The 20,866-nt window shown below is 39.8% G+C and carries 18 protein-coding genes and 1 pseudogene; 13 read left to right on the plus strand and 6 right to left on the minus strand.

The features are described 5' to 3' along the window. Positions 1 to 10: 10 nt before the first annotated feature. The 4 genes from AAC000_RS13270 to AAC000_RS13285 all read right to left on the minus strand — a co-directional run bounded on the left by AAC000_RS13270 (position 11) and on the right by AAC000_RS13285 (position 5,118). Entirely contained in the window at positions 11 to 1,171 is a 1,161-nt protein-coding gene (locus AAC000_RS13270) for a cytochrome P450 (protein ID WP_339723272.1), read from the minus strand. 104 nt (positions 1,172 to 1,275) lie between these two features. Continuing rightward, positions 1,276 to 2,076, minus strand: a complete 801-nt coding sequence (locus tag AAC000_RS13275; RefSeq protein WP_339723273.1) for an alpha/beta hydrolase-fold protein — start codon at positions 2,074 to 2,076, stop codon at positions 1,276 to 1,278. A gap of 3 nt (positions 2,077 to 2,079) precedes the next feature. Further along, entirely contained in the window at positions 2,080 to 3,198 is a 1,119-nt protein-coding gene (locus AAC000_RS13280; protein WP_339723274.1) for a Zn-dependent alcohol dehydrogenase, read from the minus strand. Between the two features lie 357 nt (positions 3,199 to 3,555). Then, a complete protein-coding gene (locus AAC000_RS13285; protein WP_339723275.1) occupies positions 3,556 to 5,118 on the minus strand; it encodes a sodium/sugar symporter in 1,563 nt (520 codons plus the stop codon). Between the two features lie 287 nt (positions 5,119 to 5,405). On the opposite strand from AAC000_RS13285, the gene AAC000_RS13290 reads away from it, so the two are divergent. The 7 genes from AAC000_RS13290 to AAC000_RS13320 all read left to right on the plus strand — a co-directional run bounded on the left by AAC000_RS13290 (position 5,406) and on the right by AAC000_RS13320 (position 14,647). Next, complete coding sequence (locus AAC000_RS13290; protein ID WP_339723276.1) at positions 5,406 to 6,263, plus strand: AraC family transcriptional regulator; 858 nt, start codon at positions 5,406 to 5,408, stop codon at positions 6,261 to 6,263. Positions 6,264 to 6,642: 379 nt separating this feature from the next. Continuing rightward, positions 6,643 to 9,453, plus strand: a complete 2,811-nt coding sequence (locus AAC000_RS13295) for a TonB-dependent receptor (protein ID WP_339723277.1) — start codon at positions 6,643 to 6,645, stop codon at positions 9,451 to 9,453. A 175-nt stretch (positions 9,454 to 9,628) separates the two neighbouring features. Further along, positions 9,629 to 9,886 carry a hypothetical protein gene (locus AAC000_RS13300; RefSeq protein ID WP_339723278.1) on the plus strand — a complete coding sequence of 86 codons (258 nt, stop codon included), beginning with the start codon at positions 9,629 to 9,631 and terminating at the stop codon, positions 9,884 to 9,886. A gap of 542 nt (positions 9,887 to 10,428) precedes the next feature. Continuing rightward, positions 10,429 to 11,703: a site-specific integrase gene (locus tag AAC000_RS13305; RefSeq protein ID WP_339723279.1), complete on the plus strand. Its 1,275-nt coding sequence runs from the start codon at positions 10,429 to 10,431 to the stop codon at positions 11,701 to 11,703. Continuing rightward, entirely contained in the window at positions 11,696 to 12,529 is an 834-nt protein-coding gene (locus tag AAC000_RS13310) for a hypothetical protein (RefSeq protein ID WP_339723280.1), read from the plus strand. The genes AAC000_RS13305 and AAC000_RS13310 overlap by 8 nt, the downstream gene beginning before the upstream one ends. Positions 12,530 to 12,785: 256 nt before the next feature. Continuing rightward, positions 12,786 to 13,019: a helix-turn-helix domain-containing protein gene (locus AAC000_RS13315; RefSeq protein ID WP_339723281.1), complete on the plus strand. Its 234-nt coding sequence runs from the start codon at positions 12,786 to 12,788 to the stop codon at positions 13,017 to 13,019. A 578-nt stretch (positions 13,020 to 13,597) separates the two neighbouring features. Next, the gene (locus AAC000_RS13320; RefSeq protein ID WP_339723282.1) at positions 13,598 to 14,647 is read left to right on the plus strand and encodes a helicase RepA family protein; all 1,050 of its coding nucleotides are present in this window, start codon (positions 13,598 to 13,600) and stop codon (positions 14,645 to 14,647) included. Between the two features lie 252 nt (positions 14,648 to 14,899). Here the strand turns inward: AAC000_RS13320 and AAC000_RS13325 are convergent, their stop codons facing one another. Continuing rightward, a complete protein-coding gene (locus AAC000_RS13325; RefSeq protein ID WP_339723283.1) occupies positions 14,900 to 15,352 on the minus strand; it encodes a JAB domain-containing protein in 453 nt (150 codons plus the stop codon). Positions 15,353 to 16,127: 775 nt separating this feature from the next. Then, positions 16,128 to 16,517, minus strand: coding sequence for a Cd(II)/Pb(II)-responsive transcriptional regulator (locus tag AAC000_RS13330; RefSeq protein ID WP_339723284.1), 390 nt, complete (start codon positions 16,515 to 16,517; stop codon positions 16,128 to 16,130). A gap of 81 nt (positions 16,518 to 16,598) precedes the next feature. Between AAC000_RS13330 and AAC000_RS13335 the strand changes: the two are divergent. The 6 genes and pseudogenes from AAC000_RS13335 to AAC000_RS13360 all read left to right on the plus strand — a co-directional run. Continuing rightward, positions 16,599 to 16,664 (plus strand): annotated as a pseudogene (locus AAC000_RS13335) (cation transporter); the annotation flags it as partial. Between the two features lie 116 nt (positions 16,665 to 16,780). Continuing rightward, complete coding sequence (locus tag AAC000_RS13340) at positions 16,781 to 17,146, plus strand: DUF3703 domain-containing protein (RefSeq protein ID WP_339723285.1); 366 nt, start codon at positions 16,781 to 16,783, stop codon at positions 17,144 to 17,146. Continuing rightward, positions 17,133 to 18,038, plus strand: coding sequence for a cation diffusion facilitator family transporter (locus AAC000_RS13345; RefSeq protein WP_339723286.1), 906 nt, complete (start codon positions 17,133 to 17,135; stop codon positions 18,036 to 18,038). Before AAC000_RS13340 ends, AAC000_RS13345 begins: the two co-directional genes overlap by 14 nt. Before the next feature lie 87 nt (positions 18,039 to 18,125). Next, the gene (locus AAC000_RS13350; protein WP_339723287.1) at positions 18,126 to 18,521 is read left to right on the plus strand and encodes a hypothetical protein; all 396 of its coding nucleotides are present in this window, start codon (positions 18,126 to 18,128) and stop codon (positions 18,519 to 18,521) included. A gap of 73 nt (positions 18,522 to 18,594) precedes the next feature. Continuing rightward, positions 18,595 to 19,917 (plus strand): TolC family protein, encoded by a 1,323-nt coding sequence (locus AAC000_RS13355; RefSeq protein ID WP_339723288.1) that lies wholly within the window; start codon positions 18,595 to 18,597, stop codon positions 19,915 to 19,917. Next, on the plus strand, positions 19,914 to 20,852 hold the full coding sequence (locus AAC000_RS13360) for an efflux RND transporter periplasmic adaptor subunit (RefSeq protein WP_339723289.1): 939 nt from the start codon (positions 19,914 to 19,916) through the stop codon (positions 20,850 to 20,852). The genes AAC000_RS13355 and AAC000_RS13360 overlap by 4 nt, the downstream gene beginning before the upstream one ends. Positions 20,853 to 20,866: the final 14 nt, after the last annotated feature.

A 20,866-nucleotide genomic window follows, 5' to 3' on the forward strand; every position in this document is an offset into this window, starting at 1 on the left:
ATAGGGTAAATTATGCGGGATTAAATTTTACATTAAGGCTGTGATAACCAACCTTACGTTTAAAGTCATCCCAATGTTCGATGTTTTCTTCACAATCAATAAAATCGATAGTCGCCACTTTTTCACATAACACCTTGATTAAGGTATTCAGTATTTGCCTAGCATGAGTCGCACCCAAACAATTGTGATGACTGAAACCAAAGCCGACGTGGGGATTCATTTTTCGATCTAGTACCACTTCATTAGGATTTTCAAATACGGTTGCATCACGGTTTGCCGAGGCCCAGCAAAGGGAAATGCGGCTATCCGCTTTCACTGCATGCTCGCAAACTTGGGTATCTTCGGTGGCTACGCGCCCCATATGAGTTAATGGCGAAAAATAACGGATAAATTCTTCAATACTACGACTTCTGATTTCAGGCTCATCCCGTAAACGTTGCAGAGATTCTGGATGTTCAGAGAAATAGGCTATGGTATTTGAAACGGCATTAATCACGGTATCGCGACCACCTGAAAAGGTTAATATTATGACGCCTTTGATTTCTTCTTTAGTGAGCTTTTTACCATTGACTTCTGCAGCTAATAAGGTGGAATACAAATCACCACTAGGGGCGGCTATCGCCTTATCAATCTGTGCATCGATGTAATCATAAAGAATTGCAGCCTTGGCCCCATCTAGCGCTTCACCCTCACTACGAAATACATGGGTACCCCAACTGATCCATAATTCAGATTCTTCTATAGGCGTATTGAGCAATAGTGTTAATGCTCGAGACTGTAACACTAAGGCAAAATCTTCGATGATTTCTACTATGTTGTTGCCATTCAGTGCCGAATCAACCAAACAACTGATTTGCTCATTAAGCTGTTGCTGATATTCAGGTTGCAAAGGGCGTTTAAACCAAGGGTCCAATAAAGAGCGGAAATCCTTATGTAGAGGGGGATCAACTTCAAAAGGAATTTGACGGGTGCTGCGAATATTCACCTCTGAAGGCACTACAATACGTCCAGGTACCGCACCCGACTGGAAGGTTTGCCAATTGTGGGCGCATTTACGCACATCTTTTAAGCCTAAAATCATGGTCACAGGATCATCTTGATCACTGACTTGGGCATAACCGTGTTTTGTTCTGGCTTGCTCAAAGGGATCGTTCATTGTGCTCTTTTTCATATCTGCCTCAGAAAAATTTCAATGCGTTTAGATTTAATGATATTTTATTGCACTTTTTACTCTAATAATTACAGTTTTAGTGGTAAAAATATCAAAAATACGCTCTATATTTTGTGTTTCTCAATATTGTTAAAAAACGTTAATGTGGTTCGTAAATTTTCATGCCAATAGGGCCACTCGTGACTACCTTGTAATTCTTGATAGTGATGGGCAATGTTTGCCTCGTTTAACGCTTTGTCCAGTGCTTGATTACTGACTAATAGTTGGTCTTGTTTGCCACAGTCTAAACGTATAGGTGGTAGCTGTTCTCTGTGCTTTTTACACCAATAAAGTATGTCGGTTTCATGCTCATCTTGCGTCTGGTAATGACTTAAAGGCGTGTCGGTAAATAGTGCCATATCACTAATTTTGGTGATGGCTGAATGAGCTGCAATGCCCTTGAATTGTTCGGCAAATTTAGCACCAAGTCGCAACGCGCCGTAACCGCCCATGGACAAACCTGTGATATACCAATTGCTGGCCGTACTGACGGCATCCACGTTATCCGTTACGGCTGTGATCACATCATCCATAATCCATTGTTCAAAATTGCCTTGCTGCAAGGGCAGGTAGGCCGAACCTTCCCATATACCCCCATCGGATGGCATTACTAAAACAAATTCAGATAACCCTTGCTGGCGCAGTTGTTCGTAAACTAGGTGAGCGCCTCCTAAGTCCATCCACACCCAGTTATTGCCATATACGCCATGTAGTAAGATCACCACTGGCAAGTTTTTGCTCTGGCTATATGGGTTGTAAATGCTGACATCCTGGCGTCTATCTAAGTGGCTAGAATGCAACGTTAGAGTTAAGGTATTGTCACGGGCATATTCTGGATTTGAACGTTCGGTTCTTTTAACAGTCATGGTTTAACACTCGCTGTCGTCGAGGATCACTACACCTTTGGCGATACGGCCGTTTAACAAGTCATCAAAACCTTGGTGGATATCTTCGAGGTGATAGGTTTTACTTACCAGCTCTTCTAGTTTCAATTTACCTTGTTGGTATAAATCGAGAACACGTGGGAAGTCACGTTCTGGATTACACATGCCATATAGCGGATTAATATAGATTTTGTCCCATTCAAACAATTCGCAATCAAAATCGATGCGTTGTTCAATGCCGCTAACTTGCACTGCTGTTCCGGCACTTCTGATTAATGCCAGAGGAGCTGAGCCTAATGCCGGAATAGCCGTACATTCAAATGCATAGTCGGCACCGCGACCATGGGTTAACGCTCTGACTTGTTCACGTACTTGGATAAAATCAATGTCTTCCTTGGTGGCGATAATTCCGTGGGTGGCTCCAAATTCTTTGGCTTGAGTCAGGCGGTTTTCAGCAATATCGATGGCAATAATCTTCGCAGCGCCCGAATTTTTAGCGCCTTGTATGGCATTGAGACCCACACCACCACAACCTATTACACAAACCGATGATCCGGCTTTAACATTGGCAGCATTGACCACCGAACCCCAACCGGTCATCACGCCACAACCAATAATGGAAGCGGCGGCAAAAGGGATGTCATGATTTAATTTCACTACCGCCGCCTGTTTGACCATGGCATATTCACTCATGGAGCCTAAATGGAAAGAGCGCTCTATTGGCTGAGCATTATGAGTAGAGGATTCAATCTGGGCATGACCGGCTAACCCACAGCCACATACCGGCGAGTTGGTCTCGCAGATGTGCACATTTCCTTCTCGGCATTGAAAACATTCACCACAAGGAATGGCCCAATTTAAAATAACTTTGTCACCTACGGCCACTTTAGTAACCTTGCTGCCTACTGCCTGGACGCGCCCTGCGCCTTCGTGACCAACGATAAAGTGTTTGTTCCAGTTTTGGATGGAGTCCCAATCTGTGTGACAAATGCCTGCAGCAACAATTTTTACCAATACTTCGTCTTCGCCGCATTCGCCTACTTCAATGCGGCTAACTTGGTAATGCCCGTTTCCATCGGAAATAACTGCCTTGGATGTGATCATAATATTCATTCTAATTAGGCCAAAAGATTAGTTATTTGAACATGTATCAAATTTAAGAACTGTCAATTTTAGTGTTAAAAATATCGTTAACTTGATATTTAAAGGGTTATATTTAAGGCTCAATGCTTTTATATGTCATAAATATGATTAATGACAGTAAGGGAAATTCTGTAAAAAAGGGCCAATAAATTAAACGCCTGACAATTATTTAATGTTAATAATAGTGATTCTAAACCTTTGAGAATTGTGCAGTGATAAATGGCTGAGGAATAGTAGTAACGAATTATTATGCTGCTGGTACATAATAAGTTGGGCATTCTAACTAATTTAGAAAGCCCAACTTAGGGACAAGTTTTACTACCACCAAATGGTATAAAGTAAGACTAAAATTATCACCACACAAATCGCCGAAATATTAAAACTGCGTTCGGTTTCAAAGGTAATTTCATCTAGACTTATTGAGGTATTCAATTGAGTTTTCTTCCCCTGTAGCGATACCAGAACAGATAACGCAATACACAGTAAAAAGACTAAACCGATCCTGTCCATAAAGGGTAATTCAGGCCATAAAAATTTAAAGGCCACTGAAAATACCGCTGAACCAATTGCAGCTGAAAGGGCGCCACTAGAAGTGGTGCGTTTCCAAAACATCCCCATTAGGAATATTGCGGTAATACCAGGCGAAAATAATCCAGTGAATTCTTGAATATATTGAAAGGCTTGGTCAAATTTACCCAACAATGGTTCAGCGGTTAGCAGCGCTATACCGAGTGAAATAAGAGTGGCAATGCGGCCTATATGCACGTAATGACGTTGGCTCTTACTAGGCTGAAGGTTTTTATAAATATCCATAGTGAAAATGGTAGAAATACTATTAGTCATGGACGCAAGAGAGGAAACAATAGCCGCTACCAGAGCCGCGAATACTAAGCCTTTAATGCCTGTGGGCATGAGTCCCATCATAGAAGGGTAGGCTTGATCTGGAGAGGTTAAATTGGGATATAAAATAAGCGCGGCAATACCAGGTAATACCACGATAATGGGCATTAATAGTTTTAAAAAAGCCGCAAAAACAATGCCTTTTTGCGCCTCTTGAATATTTTTAGCCGCTAATGCCCGTTGAATAATATATTGGTTAAAACCCCAATAGCCGATATTCATCACCCATAAGCCACCAATCAGCACTGAAATACCCGGTAAACTCATGTAGTTAGCATTGTCACTGCTTAATATCATATTAAAATGGTCTGGCGCTTTTTCTGTAAGGGTGTGAAACCCGGCGACAAAACCAGCGCCATCAGCAATGCTTTCTAAGGCGAGATAACTTAACAACAAACCACCAAAAACCAACAGAACCACTTGAATGATATCTGTATACGCTACTGCCTTTAAGCCACCATAAAGGGAATAGGCAACCGAGAGGACGGCAAGAAAAATCATACCAAACATCCAATCTACGCCGGCTACTGATTGAATGGCTAAACCGCCTAACCACAATACAGAGGTTAAATTAACAAAAATAAATACCACTAACCAAAATAAAGCAAGGGTGGTTTTTACGCGACTATCAAAGCGTTGCTCAAGGTATTGAGGCATAGTAAATATTTTGTTTTTCAAGAATATTGGCAGTAAATATTTGCCCACTAAAATAAGTGTAATGGCCGCCATCCATTCATAAGACGCTATAGCTAAACCTATGGCATAGCCAGAGCCAGACATACCAATAATTTGTTCTGCGGAAATATTAGCAGCGATAAGCGAAGCGCCTATCGCCCACCAAGGTAAAGATTTGCTAGCGAGAAAATAATCTTCAGTATTGCGATCCCCTTTGTGATTATTGCGTGAGATCCATAATGCTATGCATAAGAGGCCAATCACGTAGGCAATAAAAACAGTAATATCGAGTTGTTCCAATTTCATTTAGTACACCCAGGTTATAGTTATTTGTAAATATTCAATTAGGCTGTGTATTCTTTTTAAGTCATTTTATTGTTTGAAAACGAACTTATTTCGGCAATTTTTCGGACTCAAAAATTGAATATTTCATCATCAATTTTTTTGAGCCCTATTAACGCAATGTTAATTTGACCACTATTCTAAAGCTAGAACTGTTAATAAACTTCCATAAAATATTAAGAATATGCTTTTTATTGTAGATAGTACGTGATAATTGTATGTTTAATGTTAGATATATGTGGTGTGTGGTCATGGCTAAAGTTCAAGTATATTGCGAACCTTTTTGTATCGAAGAGGGGTATCAGTTTGAAATCCATCATGTTCAATATCAGGAAGATGATCCTTATTCGTGCTTTTTACACTTCCACGAAGTACATGAATTTATTATTTTTGAACAAATAGATGGTTGTTATTATTACAATCGAGGGGAATCAACATTGTTAGACAATGATATTGTCTTTACTCCTGCCTTGGAAACACACAATTTTGAATTAAGCGAACGACCAAAATCCTGGTATATCATTCAATTTTTACCTGAATTATTTAATGAACCGGAAATGCAAAAAGTCAGTTCAGTACTGCAGCAAAGCCAACATTTGCGGCTGCAACAAAAAGATATCGAAATAGTGCAACAGATGGTGAAATGGTTGCATGGATGTTATCAATCCAATCCCTTGAGCGGTGAAGCTTTAATGTTATTACGCCTGTTGATCCTATGGATCGCTGAGCATTCGGAAGCTGTGAAATCGCCTAATACTATGACTATTACCTCCAGTGTCGGATACGAAAAATTGTCGCCGGTTATTGACCTATTTCGTCAAAATAAATCGGTTGAGTTGACCTTAATCGATGCGGCTAAATTGTGTCATATCTCGCCTTCCCATTTTTCGCGAATGTTTAAATCTATTTTCCGTTGTAATTTCTCTAAATACAGTCTGCAACACAAACTTTATAGTGCGGCGAGGCTGATGAGCCAAACAGATCGCTCGATAACCAGTATTAGTTATGAGCTAAATTTTTCGAGTCCGTCACACTTTATTGCGCAATTCAAAAAGCAATTTAATACCACACCCTATAAATATAGGTTGAATGTCAAAAATAGAGCTTAGAATTGTTATTTTTAGACTTTGGGTTATCTATTCAAATTGTTGTTTATTTGTTATCTAATGTCACTTTGATGTTGTTTTAGATTTTTATATTTGACTTTTACTTCTTGTTTTTGTTTTTAAACTCTTTGCAAAACAATTGCTTATGATGTTTTTAAGTTGATGTTTTATTCTGTGTTTTTGTGTTTGTATTTTTCCTTACACGCCATAAGGCGCAACATTTTATTAACAGCTTTATTTCGTTAAATGATTGTTAAATGATGTTTGTTGCTGAGATCTTGTTAGTTTTTAACTGGTTTGTTCAATAAAGTAACTGCTCGTGCCACGGAATAATCGCGGGTGGCATTACTCAAAATCTAAAATCAAAACCAGTGGGACACATATGAAAATTAGAAACAAGTTTGAAATGTTAGCTATTAGCTTGGCTGTTTCAACGGCATTGGGTTCAAATTTTGCTATTGCACAAGAAGCACAAGAAGCACAAGAACAACAGGCTAGTGATGATATAAGTAATGTTGAAGTTATCCAGGTTAGAGGTATCCGTAGCAGTTTAAAAGAATCGATGGAGTTAAAGAAAGACTCGGCCTCTATTCAAGATAGTATTGTAGCCGAAGATATCGGTAAATTTCCCGATCAAAATGTTGCCGAATCTTTGCAGCGTATCAGCGGAGTCATGATTTCACGGACTAACGGTGAAGGCACTGCAATAACGGTACGTGGTTTAGGGCCTAAATTTAATGCGGTAAAATTAAATAATCGCACTTTGGCCACATCTGAACGTGGCAGAGAGTTTGATTTTCAAGTTTTACCGTCGGAACTTATTTCTGGAGCTGATGTAATCAAAGCATCAAGGGCTAATATTGCAGAGGGCGGAATTGGTTCTTATGTTACAGTCAATACCGCACGACCACTTACCAGCCCAGGTGAACACATTGCTGGTTCATTGAATTTCAAATATAACGATCTCGCTGAAAAATTTACTCCTAAGGTATCGGGTATTTATAGTAATACCTACCAAGACAATTCTGTGGGTTTTCTGATTGGATTTTCACATATCAAAACTGAAAACCGGATTGATGCCCATGAAACTGCGTTTTGGGACAACGTACAAGCAGATGATGTACAAAGGGCACCTGGCCCTATTGTTAATGAAAGCGGCAATGCAGTCACCTCTGGTACGTTATGGTATCCGGGGCGTGCACAGTATATGTCGGATAGCGAAGATCGCAGCAGAACCAGTGCTAATGTCACCCTTCAATATGCGCCCACTGAAGATTTAACCCATACACTAGACGTTTTTTATACTGACTTTGATAGGGATGCTTTTAGTAATGGTATGCAGGCACCTTTGCATAGAGATGGTTTTGAAGATGTCGTTGTTTCAGAAAATAGTACTATTTTAGCAGCTCGAAAAAATGCTGACCCATTAGATGGTTTGTTTCAAACGCGAGCCGAAGCCTCTAAAACTTATGCTGTGGGTTATAACCTCTTCGCTTACAGTGGCGATTGGACTTATGAAGCTGATGTCTCTTATTCAAAAGCAGAGTCTGAACCTCGCTTAGAGCAATATGTGCCGAATATTATTAATGCGTCGGGATTAATTGACTCAGATTACATTGCTTTTGATAGCCGTGGAGTGGATGTTATTAATATTGATTCTAGTATTAAGTGGGATGATCCTGCAGGTGTTAAAGCCCACTGGAATCGTCTTTCTCGTGATGAACTCGAAGATAAAGTCATGGAAGCCAAGTTCAACGCCAGTTACGAATTAAACTCTGGCATGATGCATAGCGTTGATATGGGGGTGTCATACACAGATCGTAAGAAATCTTTAGATCAATATAACTCAGACAATTCCCAGTGCGGTTCTGCGGCCGTTAATACCTGTGGTGCGCTGATCGATATGGATGACAGCTTATTTTCGATTAATTCTGACGGCAACTTTTTATCTGATGTCAGTGGTGATTTTCCACGAAACTTCATAAATATCAATAATTTGGCAGATTATACCGCCGCCATGCGAAGCATCACCCAAGATAATGCCTGGGGTACCAATGAATTAGTGGCCAATGCATCGGTGGAAAATACTGAGGAAATCTTGGCCTTATATACCCAGCTAAACCTTGAAGGTGAGTATGATAGCTTCAGCTGGAAAGGTAATGTGGGTGTGCGGTATGTGGACTCCCAAAATAAATCAGAAGGTTATGCCATACAGGTACTTGATATCCGCATGGATGAGGTAGGGAGAGATGACGGTGAAAAAATTATAGTGACCACATCTGATCCGGTTTATACCGATGCAGAAACATCTTCAAGCGAGTTTTTACCCAGCGCTAATATCAACTTGGATTTTGCTAACGGATTTTATATTAAAGGGTCTGCTGCAAAAGTTATGACTCGCGCAGCACTGGAAGATATAGGTGTGAATATGTCAGTTTCTGGTGTTCGATTAACGGAATACAGCCGAAATCAGGGAAATCCTTTTTTAGAACCTTACCTGGCCACCCAATTTGATCTGGCGTTTGAGTATTATCAAGACAACGGTAATAGCTATAGCCTTAACCTTTTTACAAAAGACTTTAGTAGCTGGATTTCCACCCAAACCTTTGTTCAGGACTCTGGCTTTGATGTAGATAGGGATTTTGACGGTACTGATGATTGGGACGTGAGAGAAACTGTTACCCAAAAGAGTAATCGTAGCGGGGTTAAATTGAATGGGGTGGAGTTAGCAGCTCTTTATTATTTTGATTACTTACCCGGTTGGTTGGATGGATTCGGTGTGCAAGCTAATTACACCTATACCGATAGTTCTGATAGTGATGCAGATGTGTTTGAACAGGAAGGAGTAGTGTCTCCTGGCAGTGGAGTAGAGGGCTTTTCGCCCAATGCCTACAACATCATTGCGTTCTACGATAAAGATGGATTCCAAGCACGTTTAGCCTATAACTGGCGCGAATCCTTCCTGATCCAACGTCAAAGTGAAGTAGGTGGTGGATTACCTAATCATGCGGATGATTATGGTCAATTTGACTTTAGTACTTCCTGGGATATTGATGACCATTTCACAGTGAATGCTGAAGTGATTAATTTAACCGATGAAAACATTCTTGAATTTGCAGACGTTCGCGAACGTGTGACTAAAGTACAGTATTCAGGTAGACGATTCCAAATTGGCGTTTCGGCCAAATTTTAAATACATACCACCATTAACAAGCTGAAATCTAAAGCGTACTATTTTGGAAATAGTGCGCTTTTTTTTATCCAAACATGAGCTGTCAATTATTACGAATACGGATAGGAGTGAAATAGAGTAGGGTTTGTTGTAAGGTAAGACGTTATCGTTACCAACTAATTTATAAATATTTCTAATGACCTTGAACTACGACAACATTTTCAATGAGGTATCAGAATCACCTGAGCAAGATTTGCTTGATAAAGAATGTTCAGACTTAATGATCGAAATTCACAAAACATTGGATTTGAGAAATGCACCGATTAAAACAATTGTTCAGGCATTAGGTGTAACTCCCGCACAAGCAAGAAACCTTGCAAATGGTATCACTGAAAAATTTACATCTTACGAACTTCAAACATTTTTACAGCGGCTTTCGCCTGATATTAATTAAATGAAAAAATAAAATTTCGTTATTCGCTTATTTTTAGCTGTCATATTTAATTGTGCATCAGTTGGGTCAGCTTTTTGGCCGAATGAGACATCTATAATGATACTTTATTGATCTTTTAATGGTTGAAATAACTGTATGAGTGCCAGCTTAGGTGGGGCTCACTAAAACTATGTCTAAAATATCGTTAAACCTTGTTTTGGTCACAAAATGGTCACACATTGCGATTACTCAATGATAACCACCGAAACGGTCACAAAAGTATGATGTAAAAATTTGATTTAAAAAGAGAAAATTGGTACAACCGAGTGGACTCGAACCACCGACCCCCACCATGTCAAGGTAAAAAATTTGAGTTCACAATGATCTCTCTAGTTATCTTGGATTATCAGGTATGATAGTAAATCCATTGATATATATATGTTTCAACCTTGTTGAGACGTCTTTTGAAATAACTCATGATAACTTTTTGTATTTTTTGTTTGGTGTCTATATGGTGTCTGGTAAGATATGGGAATTAGTTCTAGTATTTAAGATTATACTTTATGAATAAGAGAGTCCTTGCTCAATGGGTTGCCAATGATACGAGCCTAAGATTGTGGGATAACAAAGTTATCGGTCTCTTTCTTAAGCGAAACTCGAAAAGTTTTAGTTGGAATGTATCCTATCGAAATGATTCAGGTAATAAACACTCTATTAAAATTGGCTTGTATCCAAGTGTTACTTTAGATGCAGCAAGAGAAGCAGCAAGACAACACCTTATCGGTCTTGCTCAGGGCAAAGATCCTTTAAGCCAGAGAAAAGAGAAAAAATTTGCCTCTAAAGACACAATTCAAGCTTACTTCGACTCTACTTATTCCAATGTTCTAAAAGGCAAAAAGTCTGGCAATGAAACTGCGGCTTATTTTAAGCGACACTGTGCAGAACTCATGAAACTAACTTTTCTTCAAATCAATGCCAAGCATATTCATAAATGGCATATGGATATGATTGCTAAGAACTTAAGAGATTCTACGATACAAAGGGCTTACGGGGCTTTTAAGACCTTAATTAATGATGCTGTAAAAAAACAGCACATCACAGACTCACCACTCCAAAGTATTAACTTAGATAAATATCATCGCCCTGAACAAGGTGTAAAAAAGGTAAATGATCGTAAATACTTAAGTAAAGAACAAATTTTTAGCTTAATAAATGCGTTAGACCTTTATCAAGATAAAAGACGATTAGAGCGCAGCAATAGTCGTTCTCATGGAAAATCTCAACTACAAAGTTTGTCTGATTTAGAGTATGTAGATTTTGTAAAACCAGCCATTTTAGTTATGTTTTACACAGGATTTCGGCCTAGTGACATTCGTACTTTAAAATGGGAAGAGCTTAATCTAAATTCACCTTCTCCAACCATTAGAAAAGCACTTGAGAAGAATAAGCATAAAAACAGTGAACCTCAGACTTTTCCTTTAACTCCTGAAGCTACTCAAACCTTGCAGAAATGGAAAAAACAGAGTGCAAATACTCAAAATGGTTTAGTTTTTCCAAGCAGCAACGGAACTGAACGCACAAAACGTTTTATTTCTGACCCTTGGAAAAAGCACATACGACCATTAGCAGGGTTGCCTGAAGACTTTGACCTATATAATCTTAGACACAACTTTGCAAGTTGGCTTATTATGAGCGGTACAGACCTCCTAACAGTAGCAAAACTCATGGGGCACGCTGATACTAAAATGGTTGAAAAACACTATGGTCACCTTGCCCCTGAACACAAACAATATGCTTTAACGAAAGCTTTTAATATGATGCTTCACACCAATGACTGAAAACAAATACCCTGACTACATTGAGCTTCTTAAGCTAAAAAGAGCGCATTCGATTTACATCATGGCGGCTTTAACACTCGGCATAGATCCCAGATATTTAAAAATTGAACCTAGTGTTAATAATATTCATGGTGAAGAAGTGTTTACTTATGAGCATTCTGGCAGCTCCAGTCAATGTTGGTATTACCCTATGAAAGCTGATGGTTGCCAGATTGAAGATTACCTCAACCAAGAATCTAATATCCATCCATTAGCTCCCATAGAAGGAAGTAGTTCATTAGGTATCTATAACAAAGGGGTTCAAGATGAGCTATATCAAGAATTAAAAAAACTCTTGTTAGAAGCAGTAAAAAATGAAGACATTCAATGTGTTGTGCCTGAAGAATATAAATCACTTGATGCTGAAAAGTTAGATCAACAAATAAAACAGAAAGCATTGATAATAAAGCCAACGGAAGGAAGTTTAGTCTATACAGATTCCGTCAAAAGATGGTTTAAGCAAAATAATCTTAGCACTCCATTCTTTGGCAAACCCAATGAACTAGAAGGTATACCTAGTGTAATAGATAAAAATCACCCTGAGCACTCACTTGAACTTGGAATAGCCATAGAGGCATGGCAACGATTTTCAGACCTAGATATTTCACATCCTAAAGAATATATACAAAATTGGCTGAATGAGTTTCATAGTAGTGTAGATACAAAGGCAAAAGAACGCATCTGTACGCTTGTTAATTGGAGGAAACAGGGAGGCGCTAAAACTCAAAGTTTACAAACAAACATCTACCAACAAGCTATTGCCAAAAATTTACCGCAAAAATTATAACGCCTTCCCTCCTGTGAAATTTAGAACCTAGGCTAGGGTTTGGATGGAAACCAAGCCCTCTAGTTAACTAACTGATATATATACATATAAAAGTATCTAACACGCTTGTTGTACTTATATAAACAGCACAAATTCAAACCAATAGGGGCTTAGGTTTTGTAAACCTAGGCCTCTAATAAAACGTTTTCTCATCTATTACTCTCCAGCCTATCAAGGGCAGTGGGCTCTTGAACTTTCAAACTAATAGGAAAGAAAAATGAGAATAGAAAAACTCAATTGTACAAATCAAGAAGCGGCTGAACTACTAACAGTTTCCGCAAACACACTGCGCAATTCACGCTCTACAGGAAAGTTATGTGGAAGAGGAGCGCCTCCATTTATCAAAATGGGTAGAAAGATCATCTACCTTAAGGCTGACCTTTTACAGTGGCTAGAGAGCTTTCCAAAATACAGTAATACATCTGAAGCACAATTATCAGAGGTAGCATAATGGAGTTCGGTATGGAAATCCTAAGCGGGAAATCAGGCTTAAGGGGAAAAATCAATGCGAATTGCATTGCTTGTGTCTATGACCCTATTGAAGCTGGCTCATGGCGAAAGCAAATCGAAAACTACTGTGGGTACTCATGCTCTTTGTACTCAGTACGTCCAACAACATTAACAAACACAAAATAAAAAGTCCGTCACTGAATAAACAGAAGCGGACTTGATAGGTTCTTCGCAAAACCAATATATCAAACTTTTGTTGTTTAGTGATGGATTTCTTTTACCTAAGGAATCTTAAATGATATTTTTTAACATTATAGATAATACGTTAAGTATTATTGAATCAACTACAACTCGACTTCAACCTAATGAAGTTAGAGCTATACAGCTGTTAGTTCAGAATTCTAACAAAGAAATTAATACTCTCGATTTACTCGAAAAAGGCATATCAAGTCCAAATCAATGCATTGGGAGGTTAAAACAAAAAGGAGCATTGTTTGATGTAACCTACAGAAAAGTAGTAGATATCTTTGGGAATGTTCGACATGGCATTGCTTGTTATAGACTAGTGGGGTGGAAATAATGACTTATACATTAACTCCTATATGCAAGTTAACATCGAAGCAACCGAAAAACATTTGGCTAATCAAAGGTATTATTGAGCGAGCTACTACGGGCATGCTCTTTGGATCTCCAGCAAGTGGTAAGTCATTTATCGCTATGGATATGGCATTTTGCATAGCAATTGGTCATGACTTTGCAAATTGTGTTGTAAACCAAGGACAAGTAGTTTATTTAGCTGGTGAAGGCTTTAATGGCATCTCCAAGCGCTTTAAAGCGCTAGAAGAAAAGTATCAGACACAAACTAGTGATATTTTCATAATCAATAAGCCAGCATCATTACTATGTAAAGATAGTACCGAAGAAGTTACTGAGGTAGTAGATAATATTTGCCCTAAACCTTCATTAATTATCGTTGACACCCTTCATCGCAACTTCGGTGGTGGAGATGAAAACAGTGCTAAAGATGTTGGTAAGTTAATGGAAGCAATAACAGCAATCATAAATCATACAGGTGCCGCTGTTTTGCTAGTACATCATTCTGGTCACAACTCAGGTGAAAGAGCTAGAGGTTCAAGCGCACTAAAAGCCGCTTTAGATGTTGAATATAGAATATCTAAAAGTGGCAGTGTTGTTACAATGAAAAATACCAAGGTTAAGGATTTTGATAAACCTGCGCCTATTTCATTTAACCTTGTATCTCACGCTATTTCAGATTGGCAAGATGATGCAGGAAAGCCAATTGAATCAGCTATTTTAGAGCTAAATAATGATACAGCACCCAAACGTAAGGTTTTACTTACCCAGCGTGACAGAAGCATTCTAAATACGCTAAAAGCACTGATTGATGATAAAGGAAAACCAATACCGCAATCAGCAATAGATGCAAATCCTCTGCTATTAGATAAAAGTTGTATTCATGTAGAAGATTGGCGTACTGAAGCATATCAATTACTTGATAATGAAAAGTTAGACCAACAAGCCAAACAAAAAGCGTTCAAACGCGCTAGGGAAAAACTTGAAGAAGAAAAACTAATAATAGTTACTGACGATTTCTATTGCTTAAGTTAGTGGTTTATTAGCCGGACAATCAAGTACCGCCTCTAGGGATGTGTACTTGTATGTCCGGCATAATCTAAAGTGTAAATACCAGAAAGCATCACTCGTTACGTTTGGTGTTTTTTTTGTTTCTGCTACTTAGTAGTTATGTGTAGTGTGGTGTACTTAAATAAGCTAGTGGATATGATTGCTAGGTGTACTTAACACAGAATACTTGCTATTTAATATAAGAAAAATAAACCAAGCCGAAGCTTGGTCTAGTTGTTACATCAATCCACGATTAGCAAAAGAACACACATCTTCTTTTGTCACTATTAGATGGTCTAATACATTGATGTCAAATACCTTCAACGCGTCTTTTATCTTAACAGTAATGTCTTGGTCAGCAGAACTAGGCTCCGCTATGCTACTGGGATGATTGTGCGCTAATATAACGGCTGCTGCGTTCAACTCAAGGGCCTTTCTTGCTATGACTCTGATATGGACGTAAGAGGCGTTTACAGTGCCTCTGAACAGTTTCTCAAAGCGTATAAGACGATGCTGACTAGTTAAGAACATGACCCCAAACCACTCATCAGGCTCATTTGCTAATTGGAGTTTGAGGTAATTCTCTACTTGCACTACAGACGACAAGACATTGTCTGTAACTAAGGTTTGTTGTATTGCTGTTAGTGCCACTTTTATGGCTGTTTGCTCATACTCTGAATATGTAATCATGGGTTAGGTTTCCTATTGGTTAAAATGCCCATTCCATGAGAATTAGGCTTTTAAACAGCACAAGGTGGAACAACCTAGGGGGGGGTAGCAATTGACCTCAATTGCGTATAGCAAGTACTTGTGCGATTAAATCTGCAGACATTTTTCAACATAGCGGACTGTGTACTTTCATGTACTTAATTGGGAATGAGCCTAATTAACGGTTATTTTTCAATAAAAAACTTGATGATATGACTAGTATCCGCCACCCCGTAAAACCTTAACACTGACCGTCTCACCATGAGCAGAAATTGAGCAAACGAAGCTACGAATGAATGAGCTTGCGAAGCAAGTGAATGAAATGAGTAGTAAGTGAAGCGAAATGTTCTGTGAAATGAGTGAGTAAGGTTCAGTGTTTGAAAGCCTAATGCTAATGACAAAAAATACAATATACACGTTAACTGTTAGCGGATCTCTTAACTACGGGTACTTATGGCGTTATGGATTACAAGACCCATAACTACGGGTACAGGTGAAGTCATGCTTGTACTAAAAGTTACCACCACCTTACCCAGTAGATATGAAAGCCGTTATTAATACTAGCGATTGAATTTTCACACAGCCTGAGCGATCAAAAGACGTTCGACCTACCTCAGCCGAACGGCTGCTATGCCCAAGAAAGCGGACGTAGCTATTTATTGTGTATTGGTTACTTTATCGAATTTCAATTCGTCGAGCCTGTACCATTATGAAACCGTTGGCAAACTTTAAACCACAGGATTTATAGTTATGAATGTCACTCTTCAAGCATCTGCAACACACCACATTCTTTGATTTTCCGGTTGTCAGAGCACGCTAGTGCCATGTCTGATAGGGATAGCTTCAGCTCTTTTAGCTCTGCAATGCGATTTGTGACGTCAATCATGTGTTGATGAATCAAATTGTTCACACTAGAACAGCTTTTGTCTGGGTTCTTTTTTGTGTCTAGTAATTGTTTGATTTCCTTAATAGTCAACCCTAAAGAGCGACACTGCTTAATGAAACGTAATGTACTCAACGACGAACCGTCGTAAATTCTGTAGTTGCCTTCAGTGCGTTTGCAGGCCTCGAATAGATGCTGCTTTTCATAAAATCGGATCGTTTGAATAGAACACCCACTTTTTTTAGCTAAATCCCCAATCTTCATAAAAATTTCACTTCTACGTTGACTCTATACTAAGTATAGACTTTACACTGTACCTAAAGTATTTGGAATAAAAGTTAAATAATGAGTGGTTGCGGCTGCGAAGTGGAAATCAAAGATGCCTCACAAAAACGTGTTTTATACTGGCTGACCTGACTTATCATTGGGGTTATCGTCTATCTCATCGTTCTACGTGGCGCAATCTTTATCTTAAAAGGTGTTAAGAAAGAACTTCGTAATAACAGCACATCTAATGGAGAAATATCATGAATTTTACTCAAGCAGCAAAGCCTTATGTAACCCAGAAATTAAACGAAGCACATAAATCATTTACTGACAAAGACGATGTATCAGGATTTAAAGCCTTGGAAAATGCACATGTCATTGGGCAGCATTCAACTTATCACCATACCCGAGTGCATTATGAAATGCTCAAATTTGGATTAAAACGCAAGAATGTTAAAGAAGTGTTCGGGCAACTTTTCAGGCTCATAGGTGCAGTCTCCAAAACGTCTATCGGTTTGTTGCCGGAGGGTAATACTGGCGGCGCAAATGTAAGTCCATTCAAACCCATGCCTATTTCACCTGCAAACAAAGCAATCTTGGATAAGGTTAGACATGCACAATCATAACCACTCACATAGCCATTCGCACTCAGATGGAAATTCAGACGGTGCATCAAAGCGCATTGGCTGGGCGTTCTTTTTAAATGTGGTATTCACCATCATCGAATTTATTGGTGGTTGGCTAACCAATAGTACCGCCATTATGGCCGACGCAGTGCATGATTTGGGCGATAGCTTATCCATTGGCACTGCTTGGGGCTTAAATAAACTCAGTGATAAACAAGCAACCAATACATTTTCCTATGGCTATAAACGCTTTTCACTTCTTGGTGCATTGATCAACGGGTTAGTGTTAACGACTGGCTCAATATGGATCTTATTCGAAGCTATACCAAGGCTTTCAGCACCCGAAATGCCACAAGTCGAAGGCATGTTACTCCTATCAATTTTTGGCATCGCCGTTAATGGATTTGCTGCTTATAAACTTAGCGAAGGGAATTCCTTAAACGAGCGTATCTTAAACTGGCATTTGCTTGAAGATGTATTGGGTTGGGTGGCCGTACTTATCGTATCGATAGTGCTGATGTTTAAGCCATGGCCAATTTTAGATCCCATCTTATCTATTGGCTTTACATTATTCATTTTGTTTAATGTCGTGAGGAACCTAAAAGAAACCTTATTGTTATTCTTGCAAGCCACGCCCGATGCTAAGCAGATGGAGGAAGTGCGTAAAGTACTCATGTCAAACGATGATGTGGCGGATATACATCATTTTCATATCTGGTCTTTGGACGGTGAACATAGCGTCATGACGGCACATGTGGAGTTGAAACAGGATGTGTCGGTATCTCAATTGAGAACACTTAAAGACGAACTTCGCCTAGGTCTTGATGAGTTTGATTTTGTGCACACTACCATTGAAATTGAATTTGCCAATGAAGATTGTCGTGATGAGTAATGTAATGATTGAAATACTTTGTTTAGGTTGGTCGATTGGTCTTAGTTCGATTACCTGTTAACATAAAAAAGATGAGAGTAGATAGATATGTTTAGTGTAAGGGTGACAAGTTACCTGCTGATTTCGCTGATTTTGTTTCAGTCGTTTTCTGCTGTCGCCAAGTCCTTGGATTTTCATGCTATCGACTCGCAACATCTCAGCGAAATACACGAGCATCAGTTGGGCGATAATATCGCTTCTGAAAAGCCGCAGGTGCAACTAAAATCTATCGAACATCCCGATACTGATAACGCCCCCGTAGATATTTCTCACAATCCTGCTGATTGCCACCATTGTGGTCACTGTCATGGAACCCATGCCCAATGGCTTGGAAATAACACCGCAATTGAACTGGCTTCTGTTGCCACCCATCACGGTTTCTATTACTTATCAAAAGTAATAGATGCACCGATCACGCAATTACTACGCCCACCTAAAGCATAACCCTGAACTAATCAAACACCGTTCGCCAACAGTTTGGCGATATATATATTTTTGATAATTTAGGAATAAAACAATGATGTATTTTTCATTGAGTCGCCCTGTGCGTGTGCACGCTTGGGTGATTTCCACGATGCTTGTCCTTTTGACAACACACACCGTGGTAGTAGCACAAACAAACAGTATCACCAGTCGCGAAATGACCTTGCAAAGCGCCATACAGCGAACATTAGCGAATTCACCCGAGTTGCATGAATTCACATATAGGCAACAAGCGATTGAGGGAGAAATTAAAACTGCTTCCCTCAAACCAGCCCTCAACGTAGGCATTGAAGTGGAAAACGTCTTAGGAACAGGCGAGGCCTCTGGCATTAAGGACACCGAGCTGACTCTCACATTGTCGTCGGTCATTGAGTTGGGCAATAAACTCCACTCACGTAAGGCGTTTGCTAAGGCGCAATCCACCTTAGTCGAAGCGCAAAAACAAGTGCACACCTTGGATGTACTGGCTGAAGTGACACGTCGCTACATCGATGTACTGGCGCAACAAGCGTTAATTGACGCGCAAAAAGATGCAGAAACACTTGCTCGATATACCTATCAAGCAGTAACAAAACGCGTGGATGCTGGTGCTTCCCCTGCATTTGAACAGAAACGCGCTGAAGCAGCTTTAGCAAGAGCTAGATTGGATGTGGTGACGGCACAGCAAACTAAGCAAGCCATGATAAATAGTCTGGCTATTTTGTGGGGGGAAAAAGCTCCCACTTTTACCGATGTTGAGGGTGACTTATTTGCATTGCATTCGTCTCCTTCGTTAACCGAGCTTTTTACCACCTTATTGGACAGTCCCAATCTTGAGGTCTATGCACAAGGATCGAGATTGCAGGCTTCTCAAGTCCGTCTTACTCAAGCAGCTAATCAATCGGATTTAAGCTGGACAGCTGGTATCAGGCGCATGAATGGCATAGATGAAACAGCCTTTGTAGCAGGCGTGAGTATGCCTCTGTTTGCCGGTGACCGAAATCTTGGCGAGTACCAAAAGCAGCGGGCAATTCAGGCACAGCTGGAACAACAAAAAGAGGCAGCGACGCAAAACCTATACCATCAGCTAAATATGGCCTTGATGGTCAGAAACAATGCGCTGCTCAATGTACAGACACTGCAAAACTCTATTATCCCACCCTTAGTTCAAGCGCTGGAATTAGTAGAACAAGCCTATATCAACGGTCGATTCAGCTACCTAGAATGGGTGAGTACACGTCAAGAACTACTCAATGCCAAACAAGCCTTAATTCAATCAGCGAAGCAAGCTCATCAGCGTGGTGCAGATATCGAATCACTGACTGCACAGCCTCTTGTGGATACGATCAACACCTCTTTTTCGAGAAAATCAAAATGAACAAAAATATATTAATTAAGAAGCTAAACACTCTGTTAGTTTTCATTGTTTGCAGTGCGTTGGGATTGTTTTCAAGCACCACAATACAAGCATCAGAAGGCGAGCATGGTAAAAAGGAAGCCCTTAAGGATGAACGCGTATTCATGTCAGATAGCATGGCGCAAAAAATGGGCGTAATGACGCAAAGTGTGCAAACGGGGAGTCTCAATATCACCACCACTGTTTACGGAAATATCGTGACCGACCCTGCTTCACTGAGTCATGTGCGTGCACGATTCGACGGTATGGTGACCAAGGTCAATGCAAATTTAGGTAACAAAGTTAAAAAAGGCGAGACACTGGCAGTCGTTGAATCTAATGAAAGCCTGAAAAGTTATCCCGTTGCCGCGCCGTTTTCAGGCACAGTGATTGCCAGACATGCCAATGAAGGCGAGTTATCTAATGGCCAAGTGTTATTTTCAATCGCAAACTATGATGACGTGTGGGCACAGCTTAAAGTCTTCCCACAACAGCTATCAGATATAGCAGAGAAGCAACCCGTTCAGCTTAGCCTGTCAGGGGCAGCGTTAGACACCACTATCCAACATATCTTACCCTCACCCGATGAAAAGCCTTATGTCTTGGCGTATGCCAAAATAGCTAATACCTCAGGTCAGTGGCCGGTTGGCGCGGCTATCAAAGGGCTTGTCACAATCAACAAACTTGATGTCGCCATGATGGTGCCTAAAACCTCGATTCAAGAGTTTGAGGGGGCTTCTGTTGTGTTTGTCAAAGAAGGTGACGAATACCGTCCCGTGCCCGTAGTCTTAGGTCAACAAGATAACCACAATATTGAAGTGTTATCAGGTCTGCACATTGCGGATGTGATTGTCAGCCAGAACAGCTACCTGTTTAAAGCGGATTTAGAAAAGTCGGAGGCCGGTCATGACCACTAATAACTCAATGCTAT

The sequence above is a fragment of the uncultured Paraglaciecola sp. genome, assembly GCF_963977085.1.
Lineage (GTDB): Bacteria > Pseudomonadota > Gammaproteobacteria > Enterobacterales > Alteromonadaceae > Paraglaciecola.